General features: G+C 63.3%; 16 protein-coding genes. 5 read left to right on the top strand and 11 right to left on the bottom strand.

Annotation, left to right across the window (positions count from 1 at the left end; translation table 11 throughout):
* Positions 1–3: 3 nt before the first annotated feature.
* The 3 genes from JJB74_RS11165 to JJB74_RS11155 form a co-directional block, all read right to left on the bottom strand.
* On the bottom strand, positions 4–762 hold the full coding sequence (locus JJB74_RS11165; RefSeq protein ID WP_200591954.1) for a class I SAM-dependent methyltransferase: 759 nt from the start codon (positions 760–762) through the stop codon (positions 4–6).
* A 372-nt stretch (positions 763–1,134) separates the two neighbouring features.
* Positions 1,135–3,837, bottom strand: coding sequence for a bifunctional diguanylate cyclase/phosphodiesterase (locus JJB74_RS11160; protein ID WP_200591953.1), 2,703 nt, complete (start codon positions 3,835–3,837; stop codon positions 1,135–1,137).
* Positions 3,838–4,039: 202 nt separating this feature from the next.
* The gene (locus tag JJB74_RS11155; RefSeq protein ID WP_200592307.1) at positions 4,040–4,951 is read right to left on the bottom strand and encodes a LysR family transcriptional regulator; all 912 of its coding nucleotides are present in this window, start codon (positions 4,949–4,951) and stop codon (positions 4,040–4,042) included.
* 96 nt (positions 4,952–5,047) lie between these two features.
* On the opposite strand from JJB74_RS11155, the gene JJB74_RS11150 reads away from it, so the two are divergent.
* The 3 genes from JJB74_RS11150 (at position 5,048) to JJB74_RS11140 (ending at position 11,571) form a co-directional block, all read left to right on the top strand.
* Entirely contained in the window at positions 5,048–6,646 is a 1,599-nt protein-coding gene (locus JJB74_RS11150) for an NADH-quinone oxidoreductase subunit L (protein WP_200591952.1), read from the top strand.
* A gap of 28 nt (positions 6,647–6,674) precedes the next feature.
* Positions 6,675–9,254, top strand: coding sequence for a YbcC family protein (locus JJB74_RS11145; RefSeq protein WP_407672337.1), 2,580 nt, complete (start codon positions 6,675–6,677; stop codon positions 9,252–9,254).
* A gap of 160 nt (positions 9,255–9,414) precedes the next feature.
* Entirely contained in the window at positions 9,415–11,571 is a 2,157-nt protein-coding gene (locus JJB74_RS11140) for a carboxypeptidase-like regulatory domain-containing protein (protein WP_200591950.1), read from the top strand.
* Between the two features lie 183 nt (positions 11,572–11,754).
* Here the strand turns inward: JJB74_RS11140 and JJB74_RS11135 are convergent, their stop codons facing one another.
* The gene (locus JJB74_RS11135; protein ID WP_200591949.1) at positions 11,755–14,559 is read right to left on the bottom strand and encodes an EAL domain-containing protein; all 2,805 of its coding nucleotides are present in this window, start codon (positions 14,557–14,559) and stop codon (positions 11,755–11,757) included.
* A gap of 368 nt (positions 14,560–14,927) precedes the next feature.
* On the opposite strand from JJB74_RS11135, the gene JJB74_RS11130 reads away from it, so the two are divergent.
* A complete protein-coding gene (locus JJB74_RS11130) occupies positions 14,928–15,962 on the top strand; it encodes an RNA methyltransferase (protein ID WP_200591948.1) in 1,035 nt (344 codons plus the stop codon).
* A 16-nt stretch (positions 15,963–15,978) separates the two neighbouring features.
* On the opposite strand, the gene JJB74_RS11125 is transcribed toward JJB74_RS11130, so the two are convergent.
* Positions 15,979–16,488, bottom strand: coding sequence for a monooxygenase family protein (locus JJB74_RS11125; protein WP_200591947.1), 510 nt, complete (start codon positions 16,486–16,488; stop codon positions 15,979–15,981).
* Between the two features lie 236 nt (positions 16,489–16,724).
* Positions 16,725–17,015 carry a hypothetical protein gene (locus JJB74_RS11120; RefSeq protein ID WP_200591946.1) on the bottom strand — a complete coding sequence of 97 codons (291 nt, stop codon included), beginning with the start codon at positions 17,013–17,015 and terminating at the stop codon, positions 16,725–16,727.
* A gap of 216 nt (positions 17,016–17,231) precedes the next feature.
* Here JJB74_RS11120 and JJB74_RS11115 point away from each other — a divergent pair, with 216 nt between their 5' ends.
* A complete protein-coding gene (locus JJB74_RS11115; RefSeq protein ID WP_200591945.1) occupies positions 17,232–17,819 on the top strand; it encodes a hypothetical protein in 588 nt (195 codons plus the stop codon).
* Between the two features lie 182 nt (positions 17,820–18,001).
* Here the strand turns inward: JJB74_RS11115 and JJB74_RS11110 are convergent, their stop codons facing one another.
* The 5 genes from JJB74_RS11110 to JJB74_RS11090 form a co-directional block, all read right to left on the bottom strand.
* On the bottom strand, positions 18,002–18,844 hold the full coding sequence (locus JJB74_RS11110; RefSeq protein ID WP_200592306.1) for a carbohydrate ABC transporter permease: 843 nt from the start codon (positions 18,842–18,844) through the stop codon (positions 18,002–18,004).
* A 68-nt stretch (positions 18,845–18,912) separates the two neighbouring features.
* Positions 18,913–19,764 carry a carbohydrate ABC transporter permease gene (locus JJB74_RS11105; protein ID WP_234484144.1) on the bottom strand — a complete coding sequence of 284 codons (852 nt, stop codon included), beginning with the start codon at positions 19,762–19,764 and terminating at the stop codon, positions 18,913–18,915.
* Positions 19,765–19,954: 190 nt separating this feature from the next.
* Positions 19,955–21,268 (bottom strand): ABC transporter substrate-binding protein, encoded by a 1,314-nt coding sequence (locus JJB74_RS11100; protein WP_200591943.1) that lies wholly within the window; start codon positions 21,266–21,268, stop codon positions 19,955–19,957.
* 84 nt (positions 21,269–21,352) lie between these two features.
* Entirely contained in the window at positions 21,353–22,429 is a 1,077-nt protein-coding gene (locus tag JJB74_RS11095; protein ID WP_200591942.1) for an ABC transporter ATP-binding protein, read from the bottom strand.
* 104 nt (positions 22,430–22,533) lie between these two features.
* Positions 22,534–23,493 (bottom strand): C-terminal binding protein, encoded by a 960-nt coding sequence (locus JJB74_RS11090; protein ID WP_200591941.1) that lies wholly within the window; start codon positions 23,491–23,493, stop codon positions 22,534–22,536.
* Positions 23,494–23,498: the final 5 nt, after the last annotated feature.

Below are 23,498 nucleotides of genomic sequence, written 5' to 3'. Positions count from 1 at the left end.
GGATCAAGCCGGCTTGCGCGCGGCAATGACATGCAGGTCCAGGGCCAGCCGCAGCTTGCGCGGCTCGCCCCACTGCTCGCGCAGGCGCTCATGGCTGCGCCGGAAAAAGGCGTCACCCTGTTCCTCCATGCATTTGCGCGTGGCCGACCAGCTGTGCAGATACATGAACAGTTGCTCCACGTCCCATTCCACCGCCATGTCAAAGGGCGGCGCATCGATGCGCATGAAGGGCGAGGGCAGGGCGATGCCCTGATAGCCGGCCCACAGCAGCCGGTTCTGCGGCGCCCAGTATGGCGCGATGACGTTCAACAGCGTTTCCTGCAGCAACGCCGCCAGTCGCAGCGGCAATTGCGGCCAGCCGTAGCCCCACGCGGCGAACACGCCATCGGGCTTCAGCAAGCGCAGCGCCTCCGGCCAAAATTTGTCCAGATCGAACCAGTGCAGCGCCTGCGCGACGCAGACGGCATCGAAAGCGGCATCGTCGAACTCGGTGCGCTCGGACGATTGCACCGAAAACCTCACACGGTCTAGCGGTGGCGCCGTGTCGATCTGCGCGCTGCTGACGTCGCTGGCCTCGACCGCGGCGAAGTGCTCGCGCAGATCGATTGCCGCTTGTCCATTGCCACAAGCCGCATCCCATACCCGGTCATGGTGGCGGCACTGCTGCGCCAGCCACCTGATGAATGCTGGCGGATAGTGTGGTCGAGCCTTTTGATAGAGGTCGGAGTTCTCATCGAAATAGCTGGTGACTTCCCGTTCCATGGCTTCCCCGCATCGGTAGTGATACCAATCAGACCGCAACACTCGGCGTCGGTGCCCCTTGTCTTGACCACTGTGGCAGGTTTGGTAGCAGCTGCAACGGCGCAGACTGCAATGCAGGCTCGATGCGGGACTCAGAACTTGCACGCACGCCCTTGATCATTAAGGATGCGAGTCCCATGTGGCGTTTGCTTGCGTGCTTGAACCAATCCCTCGCGGGGTTGGTGCGCCGCCTTGGCGCAGCTGAGGATGGCGCAACGCCGTCGCACCAAAAAAACGCCCGCCGACGGGGCGGGCGAAAACTACTGGAGGAGACTGAAGCGTTACCGCTTCCTCCTCAGCAAGGTGCGTGCCATGGATGCGCCGGGCGATGCCTTATTCCGGCACTGGAAGGAAATGCCGCGCCAGCACCGGCTGTTCGGACTCCGGCGGAATCGGACGCGAGATGTAAAAGCCCTGAACTTCGTCGCAATGCAACTCCTTCAGGATCGCCATCTGCGATGCGCGCTCGGCGCCTTCCGCCACCACGCGCATGCCCAGCGCATGCGCCATCGTCACGATCGCGGTGAAGAACACACGGCCCTGTTCGCTGCGGTCGACTTCGGCGGTGAAGGTGCGGTCCACCTTCAGCACATCGAAGTCGAGCCGGTGCAGTTGCGACAGCGAGGAATAGCCGGTGCCGAAATCGTCCACAAGGATTTTGATGCCCTTGCGCTGCAGGATGGACAGCGCTCCCGAGATTTCATTGCCTTCCATGACCGAGGATTCGGTGATCTCGAGTTCGATCAGATCCGGCGCGACGCGGTGGCGCGCCAGCGCCGAGGTTACGATCTTGGCCACGTCCGCATGCTGGAAATGCTGCGGCGATACGTTCACCGACACCGGCACCAGTGTCGCGTCCCGCTTGGCCCAGCTCGCCAGCTGCGCGCAGACCTTGTCGATGACGAGTTCGCTGATGCCGATGATCAGGCCGGTCTCCTCGGCCAGCACGATGAAGTCATAGGGCTCGAGCAGGCCCTTGGTGGGATGCTTCCAGCGCACCAGCGCTTCCATGCTGACGGTCACGCCGGTGGCGACATCCACGCGCGGCTGGTAATAGACCACGAATTCATCGCGCTCGATGGCATTGCGGATATCGGTTTCCTTCTTCAGCCGCTCGCGCAGCGCGTTGTAGAACTTCGCTTCATAGAACTGGTAGGCGCCCTTGCCGCGCGTCTTCACCGAATACATCGCGATGTCGGCCTTCTCCAGCAGCGTCGCGGCATCCTGGCCGTCGGAGGGAAAGATGGCGATGCCGATCGAGGTGCCGACGGTGTGATTGGCCTGACGCAGCCGGAACGGCGTCTTGAATGCCGCCACTACGCGTTGCGCCACCTGCGCCGCGTCGATGCGGTGCTCGACATTCTCGAGGATGATCACGAATTCATCGCCGCCGAAGCGCACCACCTTGTCGTAGGGGCGGGTCGCTTCCTTCAACCGCAGCGCCACATGCTGCAGCAGTTCATCGCCAGCCGCATGCCCGGCAGTGTCGTTGACCTTCTTGAAGCCGTCGAGGTCGACGAACAGCACCGCGACCGATTCTTCATTGCGGCGCGCCTGCTCCAGGGCCACGGGCAAATGCATCTGCACCCAATGCCGATTTGGCAGCCCGGTCAACGCATCTTCCTCGCCGCGGCGCCGCAGTTCCTCGACGTGGGCCTTGGCTTCGCTGATGTCGCGCAGACGCACCGCGAGATTGTCCTGCGAGCGCACCACCTTCAGATGCACCCAGCGCATCGACAGCGGGCTGGAAATCGGCAAGTCCATTTCGCTGTCATAAGCGCCCTTGTCCAGGGCTTCGATCAGGCCCGTGCGAAGCCGGCGCAGATTGAAATGCCGTTCGACGAAGGAAATCTTCCTGCCGATGAACTGGTGCCGCCGCAGTTTGAAAAACTCCGCGCCGGGCTGGTTGCAGTCGATGACGACGAAATCCGATACCGTGCCATCCGCTTCCCGCACCGGCTGCACGATGTAGAAACCTTCGCTGCCTTCCTCGGTGGCGAGCCGATAGGTGGTCTGCGTGATGTCGAGCTGATGCTTGCGCCATGCCATTTCAATGGTGAGCGCTATGGCGATCAGGGTCAGCAGTACCAGGCCGAAGCTTGCCCATGCCGCCCGCCACAGCGTGTCGCGCCGCATTCTTTCATAGGGGATCAGGGTTTCCGCTTCATCAAGCCCGGCAATGGCCAGCAGCGGATAGTCCTGCAGCTGCTGCCAGCCGACATAGCGCGAACGCTTGTCGGAAAAGTAGTCGCTTCCCGCAAGCTGTGCCCTGCCGGAAGACCCCGTCATTTCCGGTACCTGGCTGAAGGGCGATTGTTCGGGCGGATACACGTTCTGGCCGATGCGTCCCAACTCCAGGCTGCGATCACTATTGGCCACCGCCAGCAGGCCGTGTTCGCCGAAGATCGCGGTGTCGTAATTGGCGGTAAAGAATTCAAGGGAGACGGAGACCAGCACGATGCCGTCGAAGTTGCCGTTGCCGTCGGTGAGCCGGCGCGAGAAGTGCACCACGTTGGCCATCGACATCCGGCCCATGATCGGCGGAGCCAGTACCAGGCGGTCGGTCTTGCTGTTCTTCTGCTCCAGGAAATACGGGCGATCGGCCAGCGCGGTGGACCGGAAATTCGGTAGCGTGCTGGTCAGCGGTATGCCGTTCTTGTCGACGATGGTGACGTAGTACAGGCTCGGGCTCGGGAACAGGCCATTGCGCCGCATTCGTTCCAGGCGGATCCTGCCGTGCAGCGACTCCCACTCGAAGCGCACATGCTGGCTGACCAGATCGATGCTGTTGATGCTGCGTGACAGACGGTCGGCATAGGTATGCGCCAGGGCCTCGGCTTCGAACTTGGCACGCTCGTCGACCGCGGCCCGGTCTTCCTTCAGGCCCGACAGCACCACGCCCCAGGCAATGACGAGCAGCGCCATGCACAGCAGCGACCAGGCAGCAAAAATCTTCGGTTTGCGGCGGGAGAACTGCCATTTGTCCCTGAAGGCATTCAGCAGAACTTCAGCGCGGCCTTTTCGTGGTGACGGCATGGTCGTCGTTCTTCCGGGTTGGACAGGGTGCAGGGAGCCTTGACAATAATGCAAGGGTTTAAGGATGCGTCATGTTAGCGGAATGACAGGGTAATGGCTACAAAAGTCATGATCGAACATTTGTTCAGCCGGATCCGTCAATACCAGGGGCACCGCCACCGCACTACTGCATCACCGCGCCATGGCGCAGGCTGCTGGTGCCTTATTGCAAGGCAGCCGGATCGCTGACTTCGCCCGAGCCGGACAGCAGGTGTTCCAAGCGCTCGATGCGATGCCGATGCAGCGTGGTAATCGCATAGAAGTTTTCCCGCAGCTGCGGCAGGCGGCCCAGCTGTACCAGCACGCCTGCGCGCAATTCATCCTGAACCACGACATCCGGCAGCACGGTGAGCCAGCCGCTGTCGCGTGCGATCAGGCGCAGCATCGCCATGTCATCGACTTCGGCGCGCAGGCGGGGCTTGACTTCGGCCGATATGCACAAGGCGTCGAATTGCGCCCGCAGCGCATGCCTTGGGCCCGGCAGGGCAAGCTCCAGTCCGTCGAGGTCTTGCGGCAGGCGCAGCGCGCGTTGCGCCCATTTGTCCGCGGGACCGACAAGCGAGATTTCCTGGCTGCCGAGAAAGCGGCACAGCAGCGGACGTTCCGAATCGGCCGGCACCGTTTCATTGGCCAGCACCACGTCAAGCTGATGCCGCAGCAGGCGCTCGAGCAGTCCGTCCAGCACGCCGGATTCGAGCGTGAGCGTGACCGTCGGATCGGCCAGGAGCGGGCGGATCCAGTTCTCCTGGTAATTGCGCGACATCGTGGCCACACTGCCGACGCGCAAGCGCAGCATGCCTGTGCTTTGGCCCTGCAGCCGGCCCAGCATTTCCTGACTTAAACCAAAGATGTTTTCGGCGTAGGAAAGCACCAGTTGCCCAACGTCGGTCAGCACCAGTCGCCTTCCCGAGCGCTGAAACAGCGCTTCACCGAGGCGTTCTTCCAACTGCCTGATCTGTGCGGACAAGGCCGACTGCGAGGTATGCAACTCCTCGGCAGCGCGTGTCAGATGCTCAAGTTTTGCGACCCGCCAGAAATAGAAAAGGTGGTGGAAATTGAGCTGTCCGAGTTCAATCATTCTTTTTTATGTATGAAAACGTTCCGATCTATGTATTTTACAGAATGATTATTTGCAATCACCATCTTGTCGGTGCGTTTTTCCGGAACCGACATGCAAATCCTCCATCTTTTTCTCTCGCTCTTCGCTGTACTCCCTGGCTCGATGATGCTGATAGCGGCACTTCTGGCGCCATCACCATTCATTATTAGAGGCTCTAATACAGGCGCGGCCTGGAAGCTGTTTTCCCGTCTTGCCCTTGCCGCGCTGCTAGCCGCGCTGGCCGCGCCTTTGCTGCATCTGCTCAGTTCGCTACAGGGAACAGCCGGCAACGCAGTCCAGCCGCAATACCTGCCTGGCGTTATCGTTACGCCATTCGGCGCCTGGTTTGCCGTCCTCGTGCAATTTCTCGGAACGGTCATTGGCGCGTTCTCGGCGCGCTATCTGTACGGCGAGCCCGGACAGGCGCGCTATATCACGGCGCTTGCCACGGTATTGGCCGCCGTTCATGTGCTGCTGCTGGCGAACCATTGGCTGGTGCTGATTCTGGCGTGGGCAATGGTGGGCGAGGCGTTGCAACGTCTGCTCGGCTTTTATCCGGAACGCCCGTTCGCACTGCTGGCCGCGCACAAGAAGCGCATTGCCGACCGCCTGGCCGACGGCATGCTGCTCGCCGCCGCCGCCCTTGCCTGGTACGACGTCGGCAGCGGTTCCTTCGATGCGCTGTGGCGCCATCTCGAGGGCGGCAACGCGTCCGTGCCGCTGCAGCTTGCCGCGGCAGGTCTGGTGCTGGCGGTGATTCTGCGCACCGCGCTGCTGCCGGTGCATGGCTGGCTGATGCAGGTGATGGAAGCGCCGACGCCGGTCTCGGCGCTGCTGCATGCCGGCGTGATCAACCTTGGCGGCTTTGTGCTGATCCGCTTTGCGCCGCTGCTTGATGCCGCGCCGGCGGCACGCTGGATCCTGGCGGGCGCCGGCCTCCTGACCGCCTTGCTGGCCGGCCTAGCGATGCTCACGCGCATCAGCATCAAGGTGCGGCTGGCCTGGTCGACCTGCGCGCAGATGGGCTTCATGGTGCTGGAATGCGGCCTCGGTCTGTACACCCTGGCGGCGCTGCATCTCATCGGACATTCCCTGTACAAGGCGCATGCGTTTCTCGCTTCCTCGAGCGTCGTGCAGCAGACACGGCGCGACAGGATGCGCGGCGCTTCGGGTGTCAGCGCGGGCAGTGCCGTGGCGGCGCCGTTCGTGGCAGCGGCCATCATTACGCCGCTGCTGATGCTGGCGAACTTGCCGTGGTGGTGGAGCGGCGTGCTGGCCTTTGCCTGGGCGCCCTTGCTGTGGCTGCCCGGCACGCAGCCCCGCGGCGAAGCAGCGTGGCAGGCGCTGGCCGGTGTGGCGATGGTGGCCGGCCTGAGCCTGCTGATGGCATGCGCGCACAAGCTGCCGCTGGGGCTGCACGACGCGCCCAGGGACGGTGCCGGCCTCGTCGCCCTGCTCGGAATGGGCGTGATGTATCTCAGCGTGGTTGCCCTGCGCCTGCATCCGCAGGGCATGGAAGCCTGGCGCCGCTGGAGTTATGCGGGTTTCCACGTCGATGAGACCTATACCCGGCTGGCGCTGCGCTTGTGGCCCGGGCGATGGATGCCCGCCGCGAGTGTCATTGCCCGCGCGCTCGACAGCGCCTCGCCGGCCACCTCCTCTTCACGCTGATTCAATTGGAACCGACATCATGGACAGAATGCCTTTCAGCCAGCTACAGCATCACGACTTCAACCGGCAGGACTGCGACGTCGCCCCGACATCGACGGGACAAGAGCGCAAGGCGCACGATCTCCGCATCGAAGCCGCTTGCGCGCAGGCATGCGAAAGAATCGCGCCGGCCTGGCCGCTGGATGGCGCGATTGCCGTCAATCCGCACTGGCAACGCATAGGCATGCCGCTGCGCCGTGTGGCGGCGCGCATGGCTCTGCTTGCGGATATTCCTGTATTCCCGCCGCGCAGCCATTTGCGCGAAGCCTGGGAAGAAAAGCGCATCGGTCCTGCCGATCTCGACTGCGCTTTGGCTACGCTGCCCGCGGCACGCGCTGCCGGCATGAAGGGTTCGGATTGCATTGATGCCTTGAACGCGGCGCCGTGCCTGCGACGCCTGCCCCTGCTGATCGATCTGCTCGACGACGATCCGGCGCGGCAGGCGCGCCTGGACTGGCGGCAGGCAATCACGCACCAGGTCAGCCAGGTGTGCGCCGCCTACTTCGACGAATGCCAGGCCGACTGGCAACCCGAACGCGCATCCGGCCTGTACGCGTTCTGGCGCGACACGCTCACGCACGACCACGGCATCGGCATGCTGATGGGCGTGCCCGGCATGCATCGATGGCTGGATGCCTTGCCGCCAACGCGCGCCGACGCCGAGCGATGGGTATTACAGCGGCTCGGTCTGCCCGAAGACACATGGGCCGATTACCTGGAAGCGCTGCTGCTGACAGTGAATGGATGGGCGTCATGGTGCGCCTATCTCGGCTGGCAGGCGCGGCAGGAAGGGCGCACGGATGCGCATCTGCGCGATCTGCTGGCAATACGCCTGGCCTGGGGCGCGATTCTGCTCGAATGCAAGGGCGATGCTGCCGCGCGCCGTGCGACCGACATCCTGCAGCGCGCATGGTCCGGCTTTGCCGAGCGCATGGCGCAGGCAGAAGATCTGCTCCTGGTCGATGAAGTGTGGCAGCTTGCGCTTGAAGCACATTACCAGCGCGGACTCGCCGGCCGGCTCACCGCTACGCCTGTCGGCCATGGGCGCGCGACCGAAGGAGATCCGGACATCGAAGTGCAGGCAGCGTTCTGCATCGATGTGCGCAGCGAGCCCTTGCGCCGCGCGCTGGAAAACCTGTGGCCCGCGATCCGGACGGTTGGCTTCGCCGGCTTCTTCGGTTTACCGATCGCCTATACGCCGCTGGGCACACAGGCGCGTCGGCCGCAGCTGCCCGGACTGCTGGCGCCGGCGATCGAAGCGGAGGATTGCTTCGAGGATGCGCGCAAGGATCGGATCGATGAAGCAGGGCAGGCGAGTCGCGCGGCGCTGCGTGCAAGGCGCCGGCGCTTCGCCTGGTCGGCGCCGGGACTTGCGGCAAGCCGGTGGCCCAATGCTGCCTTTTCCTTCGTCGAAGCCACCGGCGTGGCTTATGCCGGCAAGCTGGCGCGATGGCTGAGGCAATCAGAGAGTGCGCGCGTGAACGAGGATATGCATGGCCTGCCCGCGCGCTATCACAGCGTCTGTCGCCCCGCGCTGTCGGGCCTGGACCCCGATGCAAAAGTCGATCTGGCTGCGCGCGTGTTGAAGGCGATGGGACTGGCCGGCTGGATGGCGCCGCTGGTGCTGCTGGTCGGCCATGGCAGCCAGAGCAGCAACAATGCCCACGCCGCCGCGCTCGATTGCGGCGCCTGCTGCGGCCAGACCGGCGAAGTCAATGCGCGCGCGCTTGCGCAATTGCTCAATGCGCCAGAGGTCCGTGAAGGCCTGCCGCGCCACGACATCCGCATTCCGGGCGACACGGTATTCGTCGCCGCCCTGCACAACACCACGACCGATGAAATCGAAGCCTTCGACCTGGACCGTGTGCCATCCGTGGCGCGCGCGCGATGGGAGCGGCTGCGGCAGGTGTTCGACCATGCCTGCGATGCCGTCCGGCGCGAGCGTGCCCCGCGCCTGGGGCTCGATCCCGCGACAGGCCATCGCGACCTGCTGGCCGCCTTGCGCCGTCGCGCCAACGACGGCGCCGAAACCCGGCCCGAGTGGGGGCTCGCCGGCAATGCCAGCCTCATCATTGCGCCGCGCCGGCGCACGCGAAGCGTAGTGCTCGATGGCCGCAGCTTCTTGCACGACTACCAGGCCGAGCAGGACCCTGACGGCAGCCTGCTGCAATCGCTGATGACCGCGCCGATGCTGGTCGCGCACTGGATCAACTGGCAATACCATGCATCGGTATGCGCGCCGCAGCAGTTCGGCAGCGGCAACAAGCTGTTGCACAACGTGGTTGGCGGCCGCATTGGCGTATTCGAGGGCAACGGCGGTGATCTGCGCATTGGCCTGTCGCGCCAGTCGCTGCACGACGGCGAGCGCTGCATGCATGCGCCGCTGCGGCTGACGGTGGTGATCGATGCGCCCAGCGACAGGATAGAGCGCGTGCTGCGGGAGCAGAAGCTCGTGAGCGACCTGATTGAAAACGACTGGCTGCATTTGTGGCGTTATGAAGGCGAGCGCCTGCTGCGTTACGCCGGCGGCAACTGGTGCGCCGTACGACCGGATGAAGCCGCTGTCTGAACCTTGTAGGCGCGCTCTGACGCGGGCCTCACCATAGGCAATGCAAGCATCAGCGAAAGCGGCATGGGTGCGAAGTCCTGCTTGCCGCTCCGACACCGACTCTGCTATGTTCGATGCCAAAGGCAACTGTAATAAAAATTCGAACAATCAGGAGACGGTAGTGAAGACACGCACCTGTATCGGCATGCTGTTGCTCTTGGCTGGCGCTGTTCCGGCGCTGGCGTTCCCCGCGGCCGGGCCATCGATTTCACGCGTCGACATCGGCGGCACTGTTCAGGGCGATCATGGTCCGGAGACCGGGGTATGGGTCATCGCCGAGACCACCGATCTGCCGACGAAGTACGCCAAGATCGTCGTGACCGATGACCAGGGCCGCTTTGTCATTCCGTCCTTGCCGAAAGCTTCTTACCGCGTCTGGGTGCGGGGTTATGGGCTCGTCGATTCACCGAAGGTCAGCGCCCGTCCGGGCAAGCTCGTTAACCTCAAGGCAGTGACCGCGCCTGACGAGCGTGCGGCCGCCGCGTATTACCCCGGCATGTACTGGTATTCCCTGATCGATGTGCCCAAGCCCGAAGACTTCGTCGCCGGCGCGCCGGGCAACGCCGGCATGGCGCCGACGATGAAATCGCAGGCGGCCTGGGTGGACACGATGAAGAACATGTGCCAGTCCTGCCATGCGCTCGGATCGAAGGGCATACGCGAGGTGCCTGAAACCTTTGCCCGCCTCGGCGACTCGTTCACGGCCTGGGCGCATCGCACCCAGGCGGGCCAGGCCATGCCTTACATGGCCATCGTCCTTGGCAGCATGGGCCCGGAGAAGGCGCTGGCGATGTATGCCAACTGGACCGACCGCATCAGGCAGGGCGAGCTGCCGTTCGCCAAGCCGTCCCGTCCCGAAGGCATCGAGCGCAACGTGGTGTACACCGTCTGGGACTGGGCATCGCCCAAGCATTACCAGCATGATGCGATCTCCACCGACAAGCGCAATCCGCGCATCAATGCCAACGGTCTGATCTGGGGCTCGTCGGAAGAGAGCACCGACCTCGTGCCCACGCTGGACCCGGTACGCAACATCGCGGCCGAAGTGCGCCATCCGTATCGCGATCCGAAGACGCCGTCTTCGCTGGATCTGCCGCATGGGAACTCGGCCTACTGGGGCATGGAGCCGATCTGGGACGGTCATACCAGCATACACAACGTGATGATGGATGAGGCCAAACGCATCTGGTTCACCGCGCGCATACGCCCGGAGCAGAATCCGGCCTTCTGCCGCAAGGGCTCGACCCATCCATCGGCGATGGTGGTGCCGCTGGATGGGTCGGTGCGCCAGCTCTCGGTGTATGACCCGGCGACGAAGACCTGGAACCTGATCGACACCTGCTTCACCACGCACCATCTGTACTTCGGGCATGACGAGAACAACACGCTCTGGACCAGCAGCGGCTCGCCGGCGGGCGGCGTGGTGGGATGGCTCAACACGAAGATGTACCTGCAGACGCACGACGAGCAGAAGTCGCAGGGCTGGACGCCGCTGATCATCGATACCAACGGCAACGGCAAGCGCGACGACTATGTCGAAGCGAACCAGCCGCTCGACCCAAGCAAGGACAAGCGCGTGATGGCCGCTTTCTACGGCATCATGCCGAGCCCGGTGGACAACAGCATCTGGGGCCAATCGATGGACCGCGGCTTCTCGCGCATGGACCAGCCCGGCTACATCGTGCGCCTGGATCCGGGCCCGGACCCGGCCCGCACAGCGCTTGCGGAAATCTATCAACCGCCGGAAGGCACCTTCGGTGCGCGCGGCATCGACATCGATCTGAACGGCGTCGTGTGGACGGCATTGTCGAGCGGGCATATCGCGAGCTTTGACCGCAGGCTCTGCAAGGGCCCGCTCAATGGTCCGGGCGCGGCCGAAGGCAAGCAGTGTCCGGAAGGCTGGAAGCTGTACCAGATGCCCGGGCCGCAATTCAGGAACCTCGATGCGCAGGGCAGCGCCAATCATGCCTACTACGTCTGGGTCGATCGCTACAACGCCTTTGGCCTGGGAGCGAATGTGGCGATCGCTTCCGCAAACGGCGGCGAGGCATTGATCGCCGTGGTGGATGACAAGCTGATCAATCTGCGCATGCCTTATCCGCTTGGTTTCTTCACCAAGAACGTCGACGGCAGGATCGACGATCCGCTCGCGGGATGGAAGGGACGCGGGCTATGGACGACTTCCGGCACCCGGGCCAGCTTCCATAACGAAGGCGGGGTGGAAAATTCTCCGAAGGTGTACAAGGTGCAGATGCGGCCGGATCCATTGGCGCGGTGACGCTTGACGGAAGCCGCCCCAGCGCGGAACAGGGGCGGCGTGCGAAGGCGCCGGACAGCTGACGAGCCAGTCCTTCGCTGAATGCCGTAGGGCGAGTCGAGCACGATGCGCGCTTGCCCGTATGGGACAAGGAAGCGATCTCAACTCGCCTCTGGCCGCTAAGCCAGCCTCCACGCACCCCGCTCAGTTGAAGGAAAGCGTGTCCTGCTTCGACAGCAGCGACGGACTGCGCAAATATTGGATCAGCGCCGCCAGCGGCATCGGCCGTGCGATGAAATAGCCCTGCGCTTCATCACACGCGGTGCTGCACAGGAACTGCAGGGTGTCATCGGTTTCAACGCCTTCGGCCACCACCGACAGCTTCAGCGCATGCGCCAGGTCGACGAAGGCCTTGATGAAGTCGAAGTGGCTGGTATGGCTTTCTTTTTGCATCACGAACGACCGGTCCAGCTTGAGCACGTCGAGCGAGAAGCGGCGCAGGTAAGCCAGGCCGGAATAACCCGTGCCGAAATCGTCGACTGCAATCTTTACGCCCAGGTCCTTCAGCTGTCGCAGCAGATGCGCCGAATGCTCGATGTCTTCCACCAGCGCGCTTTCGGTCAGCTCCAGTTCGAGAAGCGGCGCTGGAAAGCCGGTTTCGTCCAGCACGGCCTGCACTTCCGCGGGAAGCGCGCTGTTGCGCAGCTGACGCGCCGAAAGGTTCACCGAGACCCGCAACGGCCGGCCGAGCTTGCGCATCAGGTCTACCGTGTCGCGGCACGCCTGGCGCAGCACCCAGTGGCCGATCGGACTGATCAGATTTCTTTCCTCGGCCAAGGGGATGAATTGCATCGGCGGCACCTGGCCCAGCTCCGGATGATTCCAGCGCAGCAGCGCTTCCATGCCGATCACGGTCATGGTTTTCAAATCGACGCGCGGCTGGTAGTACACCTCGAATTCTTCTCCGCCAAGCGCGCGGCGCAGCGAGAGTTCGAGTGTCATGCGGGTGCGCGCGGCCACGCCCATTTCCGGCTCGAAGAAGCGATAGATGTTGCGGCCAGCGCCTTTTGCCTGGTACATCGCCGTATCCGCGCTCTGAAACAGCGTCTCGCGCGTGCCGCCGTGTTCGGGGAACATGCTGATGCCAATCGAGGCGCTGATGAACACATGCTGCGCGCCGATATCGATAGGCGCGGCAAGCTTGCCAAGCAGCTTTTCCGCGATGGCGGCTGCGGAGCTCCGTCCTTCCGAACAATGGGCAACCACCATGAATTCATCGCCACCCAGGCGCGCGATCACGTCGCCGGGACGCAGCGCATGACGGAAGCGCTGCGCCACCTCGCACAGCAGCACGTCGCCGGGCTGATGGCCGAAGGAATCGTTGACCTCCTTGAAGCGGTCAAGGTCGACGAACAATACGCCAATCGTCGTGTCCCGCGCCGAAAACGCCAGCATTTGCTGCAGCCGCTCGGTCAGCAGGGCGCGGTTCGGCAGGCCGGTCAGCGTGTCATGCGTTGCCAGGTGTTCGAGCCGATATTCAATGTGCTTGCGCGCCGTGATGTCGGTAAGGAAGGCCGTCAGCGACAGCGCCTGGCCCAGTTCGTCGCGCTTGATGCTGCCGTTGAACAGCACATGCACCTCATTGCCGAACTTGTGGCGGATGATCGCCTCCTGTCCCTGTGCCGATGCGGGTCCGTGCGCGGTGTAGGCGCTACGGTCCCATGGCGAGGTGGCAAACAGGGAGTCCAGTTTGCGGCCGACGAGCTCTTCCCGCTCGTAGCCGGAAATACGGCACAGCGCCGGATTGACTTCCTGAATTTGCCCATCGCCGTCGGCCAGCAGATAGCCGGCCGGCGTCATTTCGATCACTTCGCGCAGGCGCTGCTCGCTGGTGCGCATCGCGTTTTCCGCCTTGCGCCTGGCGCTGATGTCATGGAAATAGATCGACAGGCCGTCATCGTTCGGATAGACGCGCACTTCGGCCCAGGCATCGCGCGGCTCCCAGTAGGCTTCGAAAAAGGCTTTTTCGCGGGTGTCCAGCGTCTGCTGGAAATACTGGTGCATCGGCGTGCCGAGCAGTTCCGGGGCGACATCAAGCAGGCGCTTGCCGATGGCCCTGTTCGGCGCGATGCCGACGAAGTCGGCCGCCTTGCGGTTGGCATAGGTAATGCGCCAGTCGCGGTCGATCGCGTAGAAGGCTTCGCCTATGCTTTCCAGCATCGAATACATTTCGTTGCGCGATTGCTGCAGCGCTTCGCGCGTCTGGCGCTCGGCGCTGATGTCGCGGGTGACGGCCACGGCGCCGGTGTTTTCACCGGTGAGCTGGTCGGTCAGCAGCTTCAGGTTAGTCGACATCCACAGGTATTGCCCATTCTTGTGGCGCGCACGGAACTCGACGACGCTGCCCGAACTGCTTTCGCGCATCTGCCGGGCGATTTCCGCGTCTACGCGCAGCCGATCCTCGGGGTGCACGAATTCGTAGGCGGAGCGTTTGCCCACCAGCTCCTCGGCATCGAAACCGAGTATGCGTTCGAAGGAGGGTGAGGCGAACAGGAAGATGCCGCTGTCGGCGGCATGGTGGCTGATCAAATCGGAACTGTTTTCGGTCAGCAGCCGGTGCGTCGCTTCGCTCTTCTCCAGGCGACCTATGGCTTCATAGCGGGTCGTCACGTCGAGCAGCGCGCCCGTGTAGCCGCTGAATTCGCCGTGCGCATCGAAGCGCGGCGCGCCGGAACCGGTTACCCAGTGCAGCGACCCATCGGCGCCGATGACACGGTAATCGATCTGGAATTCCTCGCGCATCACGGTCGCGCGGCCGAAGGTTTCCATGACCCGCTGCCGGTCGTCAGGATGCACCGACTGCATGTAAGCAGCGAAGGAAAGCGTGGTGCCCGAGGTGAACAGATGCCGCACGTCCCGGCTCAGATAGGTGACGTTGCCTACGGTGTCGGTCATCCAGACCAGCGTCTTCACGGCGTCCGTCATGGGCGGCGCTGCAGGCAGGGTCATGCTGGATTGTTGCTCGGAGTCCGGGAGGGTGTCCATGGTGTCAGGCTGGAAGGAATTGCGTATGCCGGTATGGCGCGTGTGAATCGCTGCACAGCATGCGTTGTGGAGACGCACAGGAAGCAGTTATGGATCGAGCAGACACACGCCCTCCTAATGTATTTCTGTACAGAAATTGTAGCACCGGAGCTTATGCGAGTGTTAACAAAACGCATGCGCTTTCGCCGAAGTGTTGTTCAATAGTGCGCTGAACGCCCAAAAGGCGACGAAATCCTCACGCGAAAAGCCGTGGTCATCCGAAGCCATGCACGGGATAATGGCGGCCCCGCAATTCCCGTATGCCTTTGCGCCTGCGAAGTCCGACCCATTTCATGCAAATCGAATCGATCCGCCAGCGTCTGCAGGCACTGGGCGCGCTGCCCGTCCATGAACAGCGTGTGCTGCGCGATTGGTTGCAGCGACGTCCTTATGACGGCGGCCGGCGCCGGCCCGAGGATTTTCTGCCGAAAGCCTTGCGCGCGGCCCTGCCGCAAATCGATGCCGAGCTGGGAGGTCTGGTGCGGCTGCTCTCTTCCCATCCGACCGACGATGGTTCGGCGCGGCTTCTGGTCGGGCTGGCGGACGGGCAGGCCGTGGAAAGCGTGCTGCTGCCGCGCGGCGGCCTGTGCGTGTCGACCCAGGTCGGCTGCGCGGTTGGCTGCCAGTTCTGCATGACCGGCAGAAGCGGACTGATCCGGCAGCTGACCGGCGGTGAAATCGTCGCGCAGGTAGCGCTGGCGCGTTCGCTGCGCGCGGTGAAGAAGGTGGTGTTCATGGGCATGGGCGAGCCGGCGCACAACCTCGACAACGTAATGGACGCCATCGATCTGCTCGGCAGCGAAGGCAACATCGGGCACAAGAATCTGGTGTTTTCCACCGTCGGCGATGCGCGCGTGTTCGAGCGCCTGCCGCAAGGCGTGGTCAAGCCGGCGCTGGCGCTGTCGCTGCATACGACCAAGCCGGAGCTGCGCGCGCAATTGCTGCCGCGCGCGCCGCGCATGTCGCCGGTCGAACTCGTCGAACGTGGGGAGGCCTATGCGCGTGCCACGCACTATCCGGTGCAATATCAATGGACGCTGCTCGAAGGCGTCAACGATGGCGACGATGAACTCGACGGCATCGTTGCACTGCTCAAGGACAGGTATGCGGTGCTGAACATGATTCCGTACAACAGCATTCCGGACCTGGCGTTCCGGCGGCCGGCGTGGGAGCGTTGTCGCGAGATCGCGCGGCAGTTGCATCGACGTGGCGTGCTGACCAAGCTGCGCGATTCCGCCGGACAGGAAGTCGACGGCGGCTGCGGTCAGCTTCGCGCCCGCGCTGCACAGCCGCGGCAGTCCACGATCATGCTGCAGCGGCAGACCTGATCAGGCCGCACGGCGCTCAGGAATACAGCTCGTCTTCCCCGAGCGGTTCGGGCGTGCCTGCCTGACCGGCGCGCTGTGCGCGACCGCGCGCCGAGAACATGGCGCCGCGCGCATCCAGCGAGGGCGCGAAGCGCAGGAAACCGGTAGCGATGGCCATGTCGTCGTAGACGGCTTCCATGCCGCCGCGCAGGAAATAGGCTTCATGCCAGAAACCGGTGCCACCGGAATCGCGCAGGAACTGCCGCCACCATGCGCGGTGCGGCTCGGAGCGCGCCCAGGCTTCGAGCGCATCGAAGTCGCGCCAGTACTGGCGCATGCCGACGTGGGGAGGAAACAGCGAGAACAGCATGTTCTCGTGCAGCAGCAGGCCGTCGGGTTGCTCTTGCACCGATTTGGCAATGCGCGGTCCGAGGCCGAACAGGGTTTTTAGGCCGGCAAGCGCATGGACGCGCATGCCCAGGTGTATGACGACCAGATCCGGATACGCCGACAGATCGACGGTACGGCGCGTCACTTTCTTGTTCATGGATCTCGCTCCCACGGTGGACCGCATCACCGCGCCGATGCATTGGACCGGCGCGGGCCTGTCCATGCACACGCATGCCGTGAACGGACGAGGCAGCCTACCATGCTGCCCAGCCGGCTTGCATGCGCTCACGCGAGCTATGGCACTCGCCTGTGAAAAGGAGTCGGGAACAGCGTCGGAAACATGAACGCGGCCGCCACGCAGTTTCGCCGCAGTCGCGCAGAAGCGCTCGCTTACTATTCCTTCGGCTTGCCCTGCATATCGCTGATGCGGTACTTCTGGCGGCGGTCGCCCATCAGCGCGCGCAGTTCATGCACCGGCAGATCGGTGACTTCATGGATACGGATCAGCAGCGAGGCGCCCACCGGCAGCCGGCGATGCCGGATCTTGCTGATCAGCGGCGGCGCCACTTCGAGCGCACGCGCCAGCGCGGCGTCGTTCTTCAGCTTCAGACGGGAAATGACCCCGTCCAGCAGGTTGTCCGGGTTGTAGCGATGCATAGCGCTGGAAGTCGTCTGGTCGTCCATTTTTTCTTACCTTCAGGTTAGGAATGCCTGAGCACAATAATATGATTTTTACAACGATTTGGCTTGCTTTATCGCAAACCTCAGCGTTCCGGCTGGCCGACGCGGCCCACCGCCAATTTCCTACATTCGGTGTCGCGCTTTTCCTATACCGGTCAATCGGCCAGACGTTTAGGCTGTATTCATCTTCAAAAAACGCCAACAAGCAGGAGAACCGCCATGAGTCAGACCGTCGTTGCACGCTTTCGTGATATTGCCGATGCGCAGCTGGCGCGCGCATTGTTGCTGGCCGAAGGCGTCGCCGCGGATGACATCGAAATCGACGATCCGCTGCCTCGCGCCGAACCGCAGGGCCTGGCCCGCCTGTTCCGCCTGTTCAGCACGGAAGCCGAAGCAGCGGACTCCGCTCACGACGACGGCGCCGCCATCAAGGTGGTGCTCGACGACATGCTTGACCCCGGCGTCGTGCGTCAGGCGCTGACGCAAATTGGCGCCGCGGAAGTGCGCAGCGAGGGCAGTGGCTTCATGCCGCGCGTGGCCGGCGGGCGTGGGCTCACCGCGGCATTCAAGCGTCATTACGAGCAACGCTATGCAGCGACAGGCGCCAGCTACAGCATCTACGAGCCGGCCTACCGATATGGCGCGTCACTGATCTGGGAAGCGTCGGATACAACGCAGGAATGGCAGGCGGTCGAGGAAGTGGCGCGCATCGGCTGGCAGAAGCGCCATCGCGGCAGCAATTGGGAACATTTCCGCGCCGCGGTCTGTTACGGATGGAGCGAGGCGCGACGGCACAGCCTGCCGTAAGCCGCAGGCGCGGCGCAAATCGTGCCGTGAACGGATCCATGGCATTCGCCATGAGCCACCCATGCAACGGCAGCACGCTGTCGGATGGCGGACCAGCAATCGAATAGCCCGATGCGATAATCTCCAGTCCCGGGCGCAAACTTGCCCCACGCGCCGTAAGGTCCGCGGGGCTTTACGTGGTGCTACTCCTTCACCGCGCCCGTCATGCCCGACACGTAGTATTCGACGAAGAACGAATACACCACCGCCACCGGCAGCGAACCCAGCAGCGCGCCGGCCATCAGCGCGCCCCAGTGATAGACGTCGCCCTCGATCAATTCCGTCACCACGCCCACCGGCACTGTCTTCACTTCACTGGACGAGACGAAGGTCAGCGCATAGATGAACTCGTTCCATGACAGCGTGAACGCGAAGATGCCGGCCGAGATCAGTCCGGGCACCGCCAGCGGCAGGATGATCTTCACCAGGATCTGCCAGCGGCTCGCGCCATCAATCAGCGCGCATTCTTCCAGCTCGAATGGAATCGAACGGAAGTAACCCATCAGCAGCCAGGTGCAGAACGGGATCAGGAAGGTCGGATAGGTCAGGATCAGCGCCCAGCGGGTGTCGAACAGGCCGAGCTTGAACACGATCGAAGCCAGCGGGATGAACAGGATCGACGGCGGCACCAGGTAAGCGAGGAAGATCCCGAGCCCGACCGGCTTGGCGCCGGAAAAGCGCAAGCGCTCGATCGCATACGCGGCGAACACGCTCGCCGCCAGCGACACGAAGGTCGACACCGTCGACACGACCACCGTGTTCCACATCCACGATGGATAGGGCGTATCGAAGATCAGCTTCTTGAAGTGCGCCAGCGTCGGCGCCATCACCCAGAACGGGTTGCCCGAGCTCGACAGCAGTTCCGCATCCGGCTTGAAAGCGGTGATCGCCATCCAGTAGAACGGGAAAAGCAACACGAACAGGAAGATCGCCATCGGTATGTAGACGGTCACCCAGCGCCGCGGCATCGACTGCAGGTAATCCATGCCCGAGGCTTCGCCGCTTCCGTCGTTCTTGGACGCCTTGCGCGCCGCTTTCTGTGCCACTACGCCACTCATTTGTCACCTCCCTGCTGCCAGCCGCGACGCTGTAGCCCGAAATAGGAAAACATGATCGCCGCCAACAGGAAGGGCAGCATCATCGTCGCCAGCGCCGCGCCCTCGCCGAGCGAGCCGCCCGGTATCGCGCGCTGGAACGACAGCGTGGCCATCAGGTGCGTCGAATTCAGCGGACCGCCGCGGGTCAGCACATAGATCAGCTGGAAGTCGGTGAAGGTGAACAGCACCGAGAAAGTCATGACCACCGCAATGATTGGGGTCAGCAGCGGCAGCGTCACATAGCGGAACTGCTGCCAGGGCGTGGCGCCATCGATCGCTGCGGCTTCATACAGCGAAGGCGAGATCGTCTGCAAACCCGCCAGCAGCGAAATTGCGACGAAAGGCACGCCGCGCCAGACGTTGGCGATGATGGTCGACATGCGCGCCAGCCAGGGGTCGCCGAGGAAATCGATGTACTCGTGGATGATGCCCATCTTCATCAATACCCAGCTGACGATCGAGAATTGCGCATCGTAGATCCACCAGAAAGCCAGCGCCGACAGCGCCGTCGGCACGATCCATGGCAACAGCACGATCGCGCGGAAGAAGGTCTTGAACGGCAGGTTCTTGTTCAGCAGCAGCGCCAGCCACAGGCCCAGCGCGAACTTCAGGATGCTGGCGACGATGGTATAGAACAGCGTGTTGAACAGCGCCAGCTGCACCACCGAGTCGCCGGCAAGGTAACTGTAGTTGCCCATCCCGATCCATTCGCCGGCGCGGCCGATCTTGGTATCGGTAAAGCCGAGCCAGACGCCCAAACCAAGCGGGTAGGTCAGAAAGACAAGCAGAATTGCCGCGGTCGGCAGCATGAACAGCAGGCCGAGCGCATTGCGGCTGTTGGCCAGTCTTGCCAGGGCCGAAGGCGGCGCGCCCGCGGCATTGGCCGCTGGCGGCGATAGCGTGGTATCCGGGTTCATCGGTTCATCCAAATAAAGTGAAGCAGGCTGCGCGGGACGGCGTGTTCAGACGCCGTCCCGCGCAGTGCGGCCGTGTGCCGCTTTATGCCTTGTAGTAGCGCGCCGCGCGGCTTGCCGCGCGCTCTGCCGCTTCCTTCGGCGTCTTCGATCCGCTCGCGGCCTCAGCAACCATGTCGAGCACGATGTAATCCGCCATCGCCGCCGCGGAGGCCACACCGAGCGGGCCGGAATAGCCGTTGGGCAGCATGATGGCCGCGCCGTCGCGGTACACCGTGTGCTTCGGATCCTCGGTCCAGACCGGATTCGCCTCGTAGGCCTTCAGCGGCTGCGATACATAGCCGATCGCGGCCTTCATCCAAGGGTTGTACTGATCCGCGTCCATCATGAATTGCAGATAGGCCTTGGCTGCGTTTGGATACTTGGAGTACTTGAACAGCATCGATTGCGTGATCTGCATCAGCTCGGTCGGCTTGCCCACCGGGCCGATCGGGAAGCGCGCATGGTTGATGTCCTTCGCCATTTCCTGCAGCTTGGGATCCTGCGAGGTCTTGGCCGAGTAATACACCGAGATGCCGTTCGCGGTCAGGCTGATCTGGCCGTCGATGAAAGCCTTGTTGTTCGACGGATCCTGCCAGGACAGCGTGCCGGGCACGAAGGTCGGATACAGCTGCCTCGCATATTCAAGCGCGGCGACCGTCTCGGGCGAATTCACGACCACATTGCCCTTGTCATCCACCAGCTTGCCGCCGTGCGACCACAGCAGCCAGTGCGCCCAGTTGTTGCCGTCGCCAACCGCCTTGCCCAGCGCAAAGCCCGGCGGCGTGCCCTTGGCCTTCATCGCCTGGCACAGCTTCAGGAAGCCCGCCGTGTCTTTCGGTATGCCGTCGAAGCCGGCCGCCTTCACATGACTTTCGCGGTACACGATGGCATTGCCGACCACACCCAGCGGCAGGCCGATCCATTTGCCATCCTTCGTGCCGTAGGTCTTGCAGACGTCGTACCAGCCGCCGTACTTGTTGCCGAGATAGGTGGCGAGATCGGTCAAGTCCACCAGCTTGTCCGGGTACTGGTGCGGATCGTCGAACCAGCCGACGATGATGTCCGGTCCGCTGCCGATGTTCGCGGCTACCGCCGCCTTCGGTCGCACGTCTTCCCAGCCCTCGTTGTCTACGCGCACTTCAACGCCGGTAAGCTCGGTGAACTTCTTGGTGTTCGCGGTCCACAGGTCTTCGTCGCCCTGCACGAAGCGCTTCCAGCGCAACACCCTGAGTTTCGCGCCCTTTTCCGGGGTAAAGCGCAGGGGCTCGGCGGCACTCGCGTTCGGGCTGAAGCCGAATGCGGATGCGGCGGCGAGCGCGGCGGTCGATACGATGAATTCTCTTCTTGTCGTCTTCATGTCTCCAACTCCTCCGTTAGGCGGGACTTGCGTCCCTGCAGGTCAGCACTCTAGATACAGCTTTTCTCCCTCTTTATCCCTTTTTCACGCAGCCAGGCTCATGCCCGTTTCCGCGTCGAACAGATGCGTGTGCGCGTGGTCCGGGCACAGGTGAATGATTTCATCGGGGGCAAAGTCGTGGCGCTCGCGGAACACCGATGTCAGCTCGATGCCGTTGAAGCGAGCATAGACCTGGGTATGGGCGCCGGTGGGCTCGACCACCGCCACCGTGCTCTGCAGGCCGGAGCCCGGACGACCCAGCGACAGATGCTCGGGACGCACGCCATACACCACCTTTAGTCCGTCCGCACCCGTCACCCCGTGCGGCGCCGGCATCATGCTGCCATCGGCAAATTCCACCGTGGATGCGCCGCCGCGATTGCGCAGCGTGGCCGGGATGAAGTTCATCGCCGGCGAGCCGATGAAGCCGGCAACGAACAGATTCGCCGGATGGTCGTAAAGCTCCAGCGGCTTGCCGCGCTGCTCGACCACGCCATCGCGCATCACCACGATCTGATCGGCCATCGTCATCGCCTCGATCTGGTCGTGGGTCACGTAGACCGATGTGGTTCTGAGGCGCTGGTGCATTTCCTTGATTTCAGTACGCATCTGCACCCGCAGCTTCGCGTCGAGGTTGGACAGCGGCTCGTCGAACAGGAAGACCTGCGGATCGCGCACGATGGCGCGGCCCATGGCGACGCGCTGGCGCTGGCCGCCGGAAAGCTGGCGCGGATAACGATCGAGCAGTTCGCGCAGTCCGAGGATCTCGGCGGCCCGTTCCACACGCGTGCTGATCGTGGCCTTGTCGGTCTTGGCCAGCAGCAGCGAGAAAGCCATGTTGTCGTACACCGTCATATGCGGATACAGCGCATAGTTCTGGAACACCATCGCGATGTTGCGCTCCTTGGGCAGCATGTTGTTGACCACGCGGCCGCCGATGGTGATGTCGCCCTCGGTGATTTCCTCCAGGCCGGCGAGCATACGCAACAGCGTCGACTTGCCGCAGCCGGATGGACCAACGAGCACGGTGAACTGGCCATCCTCGATATCGATGTCGACGCCGCGAATGATCTGGGTGCTGCCGAAGCGCTTTTGTACCGCGCGTATCTGTACTGCTGCCATTGTCTGTCTCCGATATCTTTTTTATGTATTCGTAGGGTGGGCGCAGCCCACGCGGCCAGCGCTTGATCGAAGAAACGCGTGGGCTGCGCCCACCCTACGGCAATTTACGATGCGCTTCCTTCCACCACCACATACGTCGGCCGCCCTTGCCGATCCCAATCGACCAGGTTCTGTGCCGCCTTGCGCCGCAGTTCCTTCTCGGCCACCGTCGAATAGAAAGCCGCATGCGGCGTGAGCAGCACGCGCGGATGCTGCACGATGCGCGCGTTCGTCTCCGGCGGTTCGGTCGGCAATACATCCAGCGCGGCGCCGTCGATCTTGCCTGCGTCGAGCGTCGCCAGCAGGTCGTCGATATTCACCACCGCGCCGCGCGCGGTATTGACCAGCACGCTGCCCGAGCGCATGCGCGACAGCAGCGAAGCATTCACCATGCCGCGCGTTTCATCACTCAGCGGCACATGCAGCGAGATGGCATCGGCCTGCTCGAACAATTCTTCCTTGCTGACCCGCTGCACATACGCCGGGAAGTCGCCATCGATGATGTACGGATCGCAGGCAATCACCCGCGCAAAGCTGTTGCGCCCGATATGTGCGAAGCGCTTGCCGATGCGGCCCAGGCCGAGGATGCCGAGCGTCATGTCACCGACGCGGCGCATCGTGCCGGCGCTGCTGTAGTGCCAGCGCCCGGCTTTCACGTCGCGGTCGTAGAAGGCCACATGGCGCAGCAGCGCCAGCGTCATCGCCAGCGCATGCGTGGCGACTTCGCCGACGCCGTAGTCCGGCGAATTCGCCACCCACACGCCATGCGCTTTCGCGTCGGCGACGTTCACCGTATCGAAGCCGGCGCCATAGCGGCTGACAATGCGGATCTCGGGTCGCGCCGCGAAGACCTTCGCATTCACCGGTGCATACTGCACCAGCAGGCCCTGGCAACCGGCCGACGCGGCAATCACTTCCTCTTCGGTCCTGCATTGCGCGGTGACCAGCTCCACCCCGGCTTCGCGGTACAGCGCGCGCTCGAGTTCGATGTCGGGAAAGTCGTAATCGGTAATCAGGATCTTCATCAATC

The sequence above is a fragment of the Noviherbaspirillum pedocola genome, from assembly GCF_016632335.1.
GTDB classification, from domain to species: Bacteria; Pseudomonadota; Gammaproteobacteria; order Burkholderiales; family Burkholderiaceae_D; genus Noviherbaspirillum_A; species Noviherbaspirillum_A pedocola.
The sequence above is the reverse complement of the archived record's forward strand: the minus strand, read 5'-3'. Positions and strand labels throughout refer to the sequence as shown.

Excerpts from the sequence above, each read along its gene's own strand:
- JJB74_RS11090 (WP_200591941.1), bottom strand. The coding sequence starts at position 23,493 with ATGAAGATCCTGATTACCGATTACGACTTTCCCGACATCGAACTCGAG.
- JJB74_RS11130 (WP_200591948.1), top strand. The coding sequence starts at position 14,928 with ATGCAAATCGAATCGATCCGCCAGCGTCTGCAGGCACTGGGCGCGCTG.
- JJB74_RS11165 (WP_200591954.1), bottom strand. The coding sequence starts at position 762 with ATGGAACGGGAAGTCACCAGCTATTTCGATGAGAACTCCGACCTCTAT.
- JJB74_RS11100 (WP_200591943.1), bottom strand. The coding sequence starts at position 21,268 with ATGAAGACGACAAGAAGAGAATTCATCGTATCGACCGCCGCGCTCGCC.
- JJB74_RS11110 (WP_200592306.1), bottom strand. The coding sequence starts at position 18,844 with ATGGATTACCTGCAGTCGATGCCGCGGCGCTGGGTGACCGTCTACATA.
- JJB74_RS11150 (WP_200591952.1), top strand. The coding sequence starts at position 5,048 with ATGCAAATCCTCCATCTTTTTCTCTCGCTCTTCGCTGTACTCCCTGGC.
- JJB74_RS11115 (WP_200591945.1), top strand. The coding sequence starts at position 17,232 with ATGAGTCAGACCGTCGTTGCACGCTTTCGTGATATTGCCGATGCGCAG.
- JJB74_RS11120 (WP_200591946.1), bottom strand. The coding sequence starts at position 17,015 with ATGGACGACCAGACGACTTCCAGCGCTATGCATCGCTACAACCCGGAC.
- JJB74_RS11145 (WP_407672337.1), top strand. The coding sequence starts at position 6,675 with ATGCCTTTCAGCCAGCTACAGCATCACGACTTCAACCGGCAGGACTGC.
- JJB74_RS11105 (WP_234484144.1), bottom strand. The coding sequence starts at position 19,764 with ATGCTGCCGACCGCGGCAATTCTGCTTGTCTTTCTGACCTACCCGCTT.
- JJB74_RS11125 (WP_200591947.1), bottom strand. The coding sequence starts at position 16,488 with ATGAACAAGAAAGTGACGCGCCGTACCGTCGATCTGTCGGCGTATCCG.
- JJB74_RS11135 (WP_200591949.1), bottom strand. The coding sequence starts at position 14,559 with ATGACCCTGCCTGCAGCGCCGCCCATGACGGACGCCGTGAAGACGCTG.
- JJB74_RS11095 (WP_200591942.1), bottom strand. The coding sequence starts at position 22,429 with ATGGCAGCAGTACAGATACGCGCGGTACAAAAGCGCTTCGGCAGCACC.
- JJB74_RS11160 (WP_200591953.1), bottom strand. The coding sequence starts at position 3,837 with ATGCCGTCACCACGAAAAGGCCGCGCTGAAGTTCTGCTGAATGCCTTC.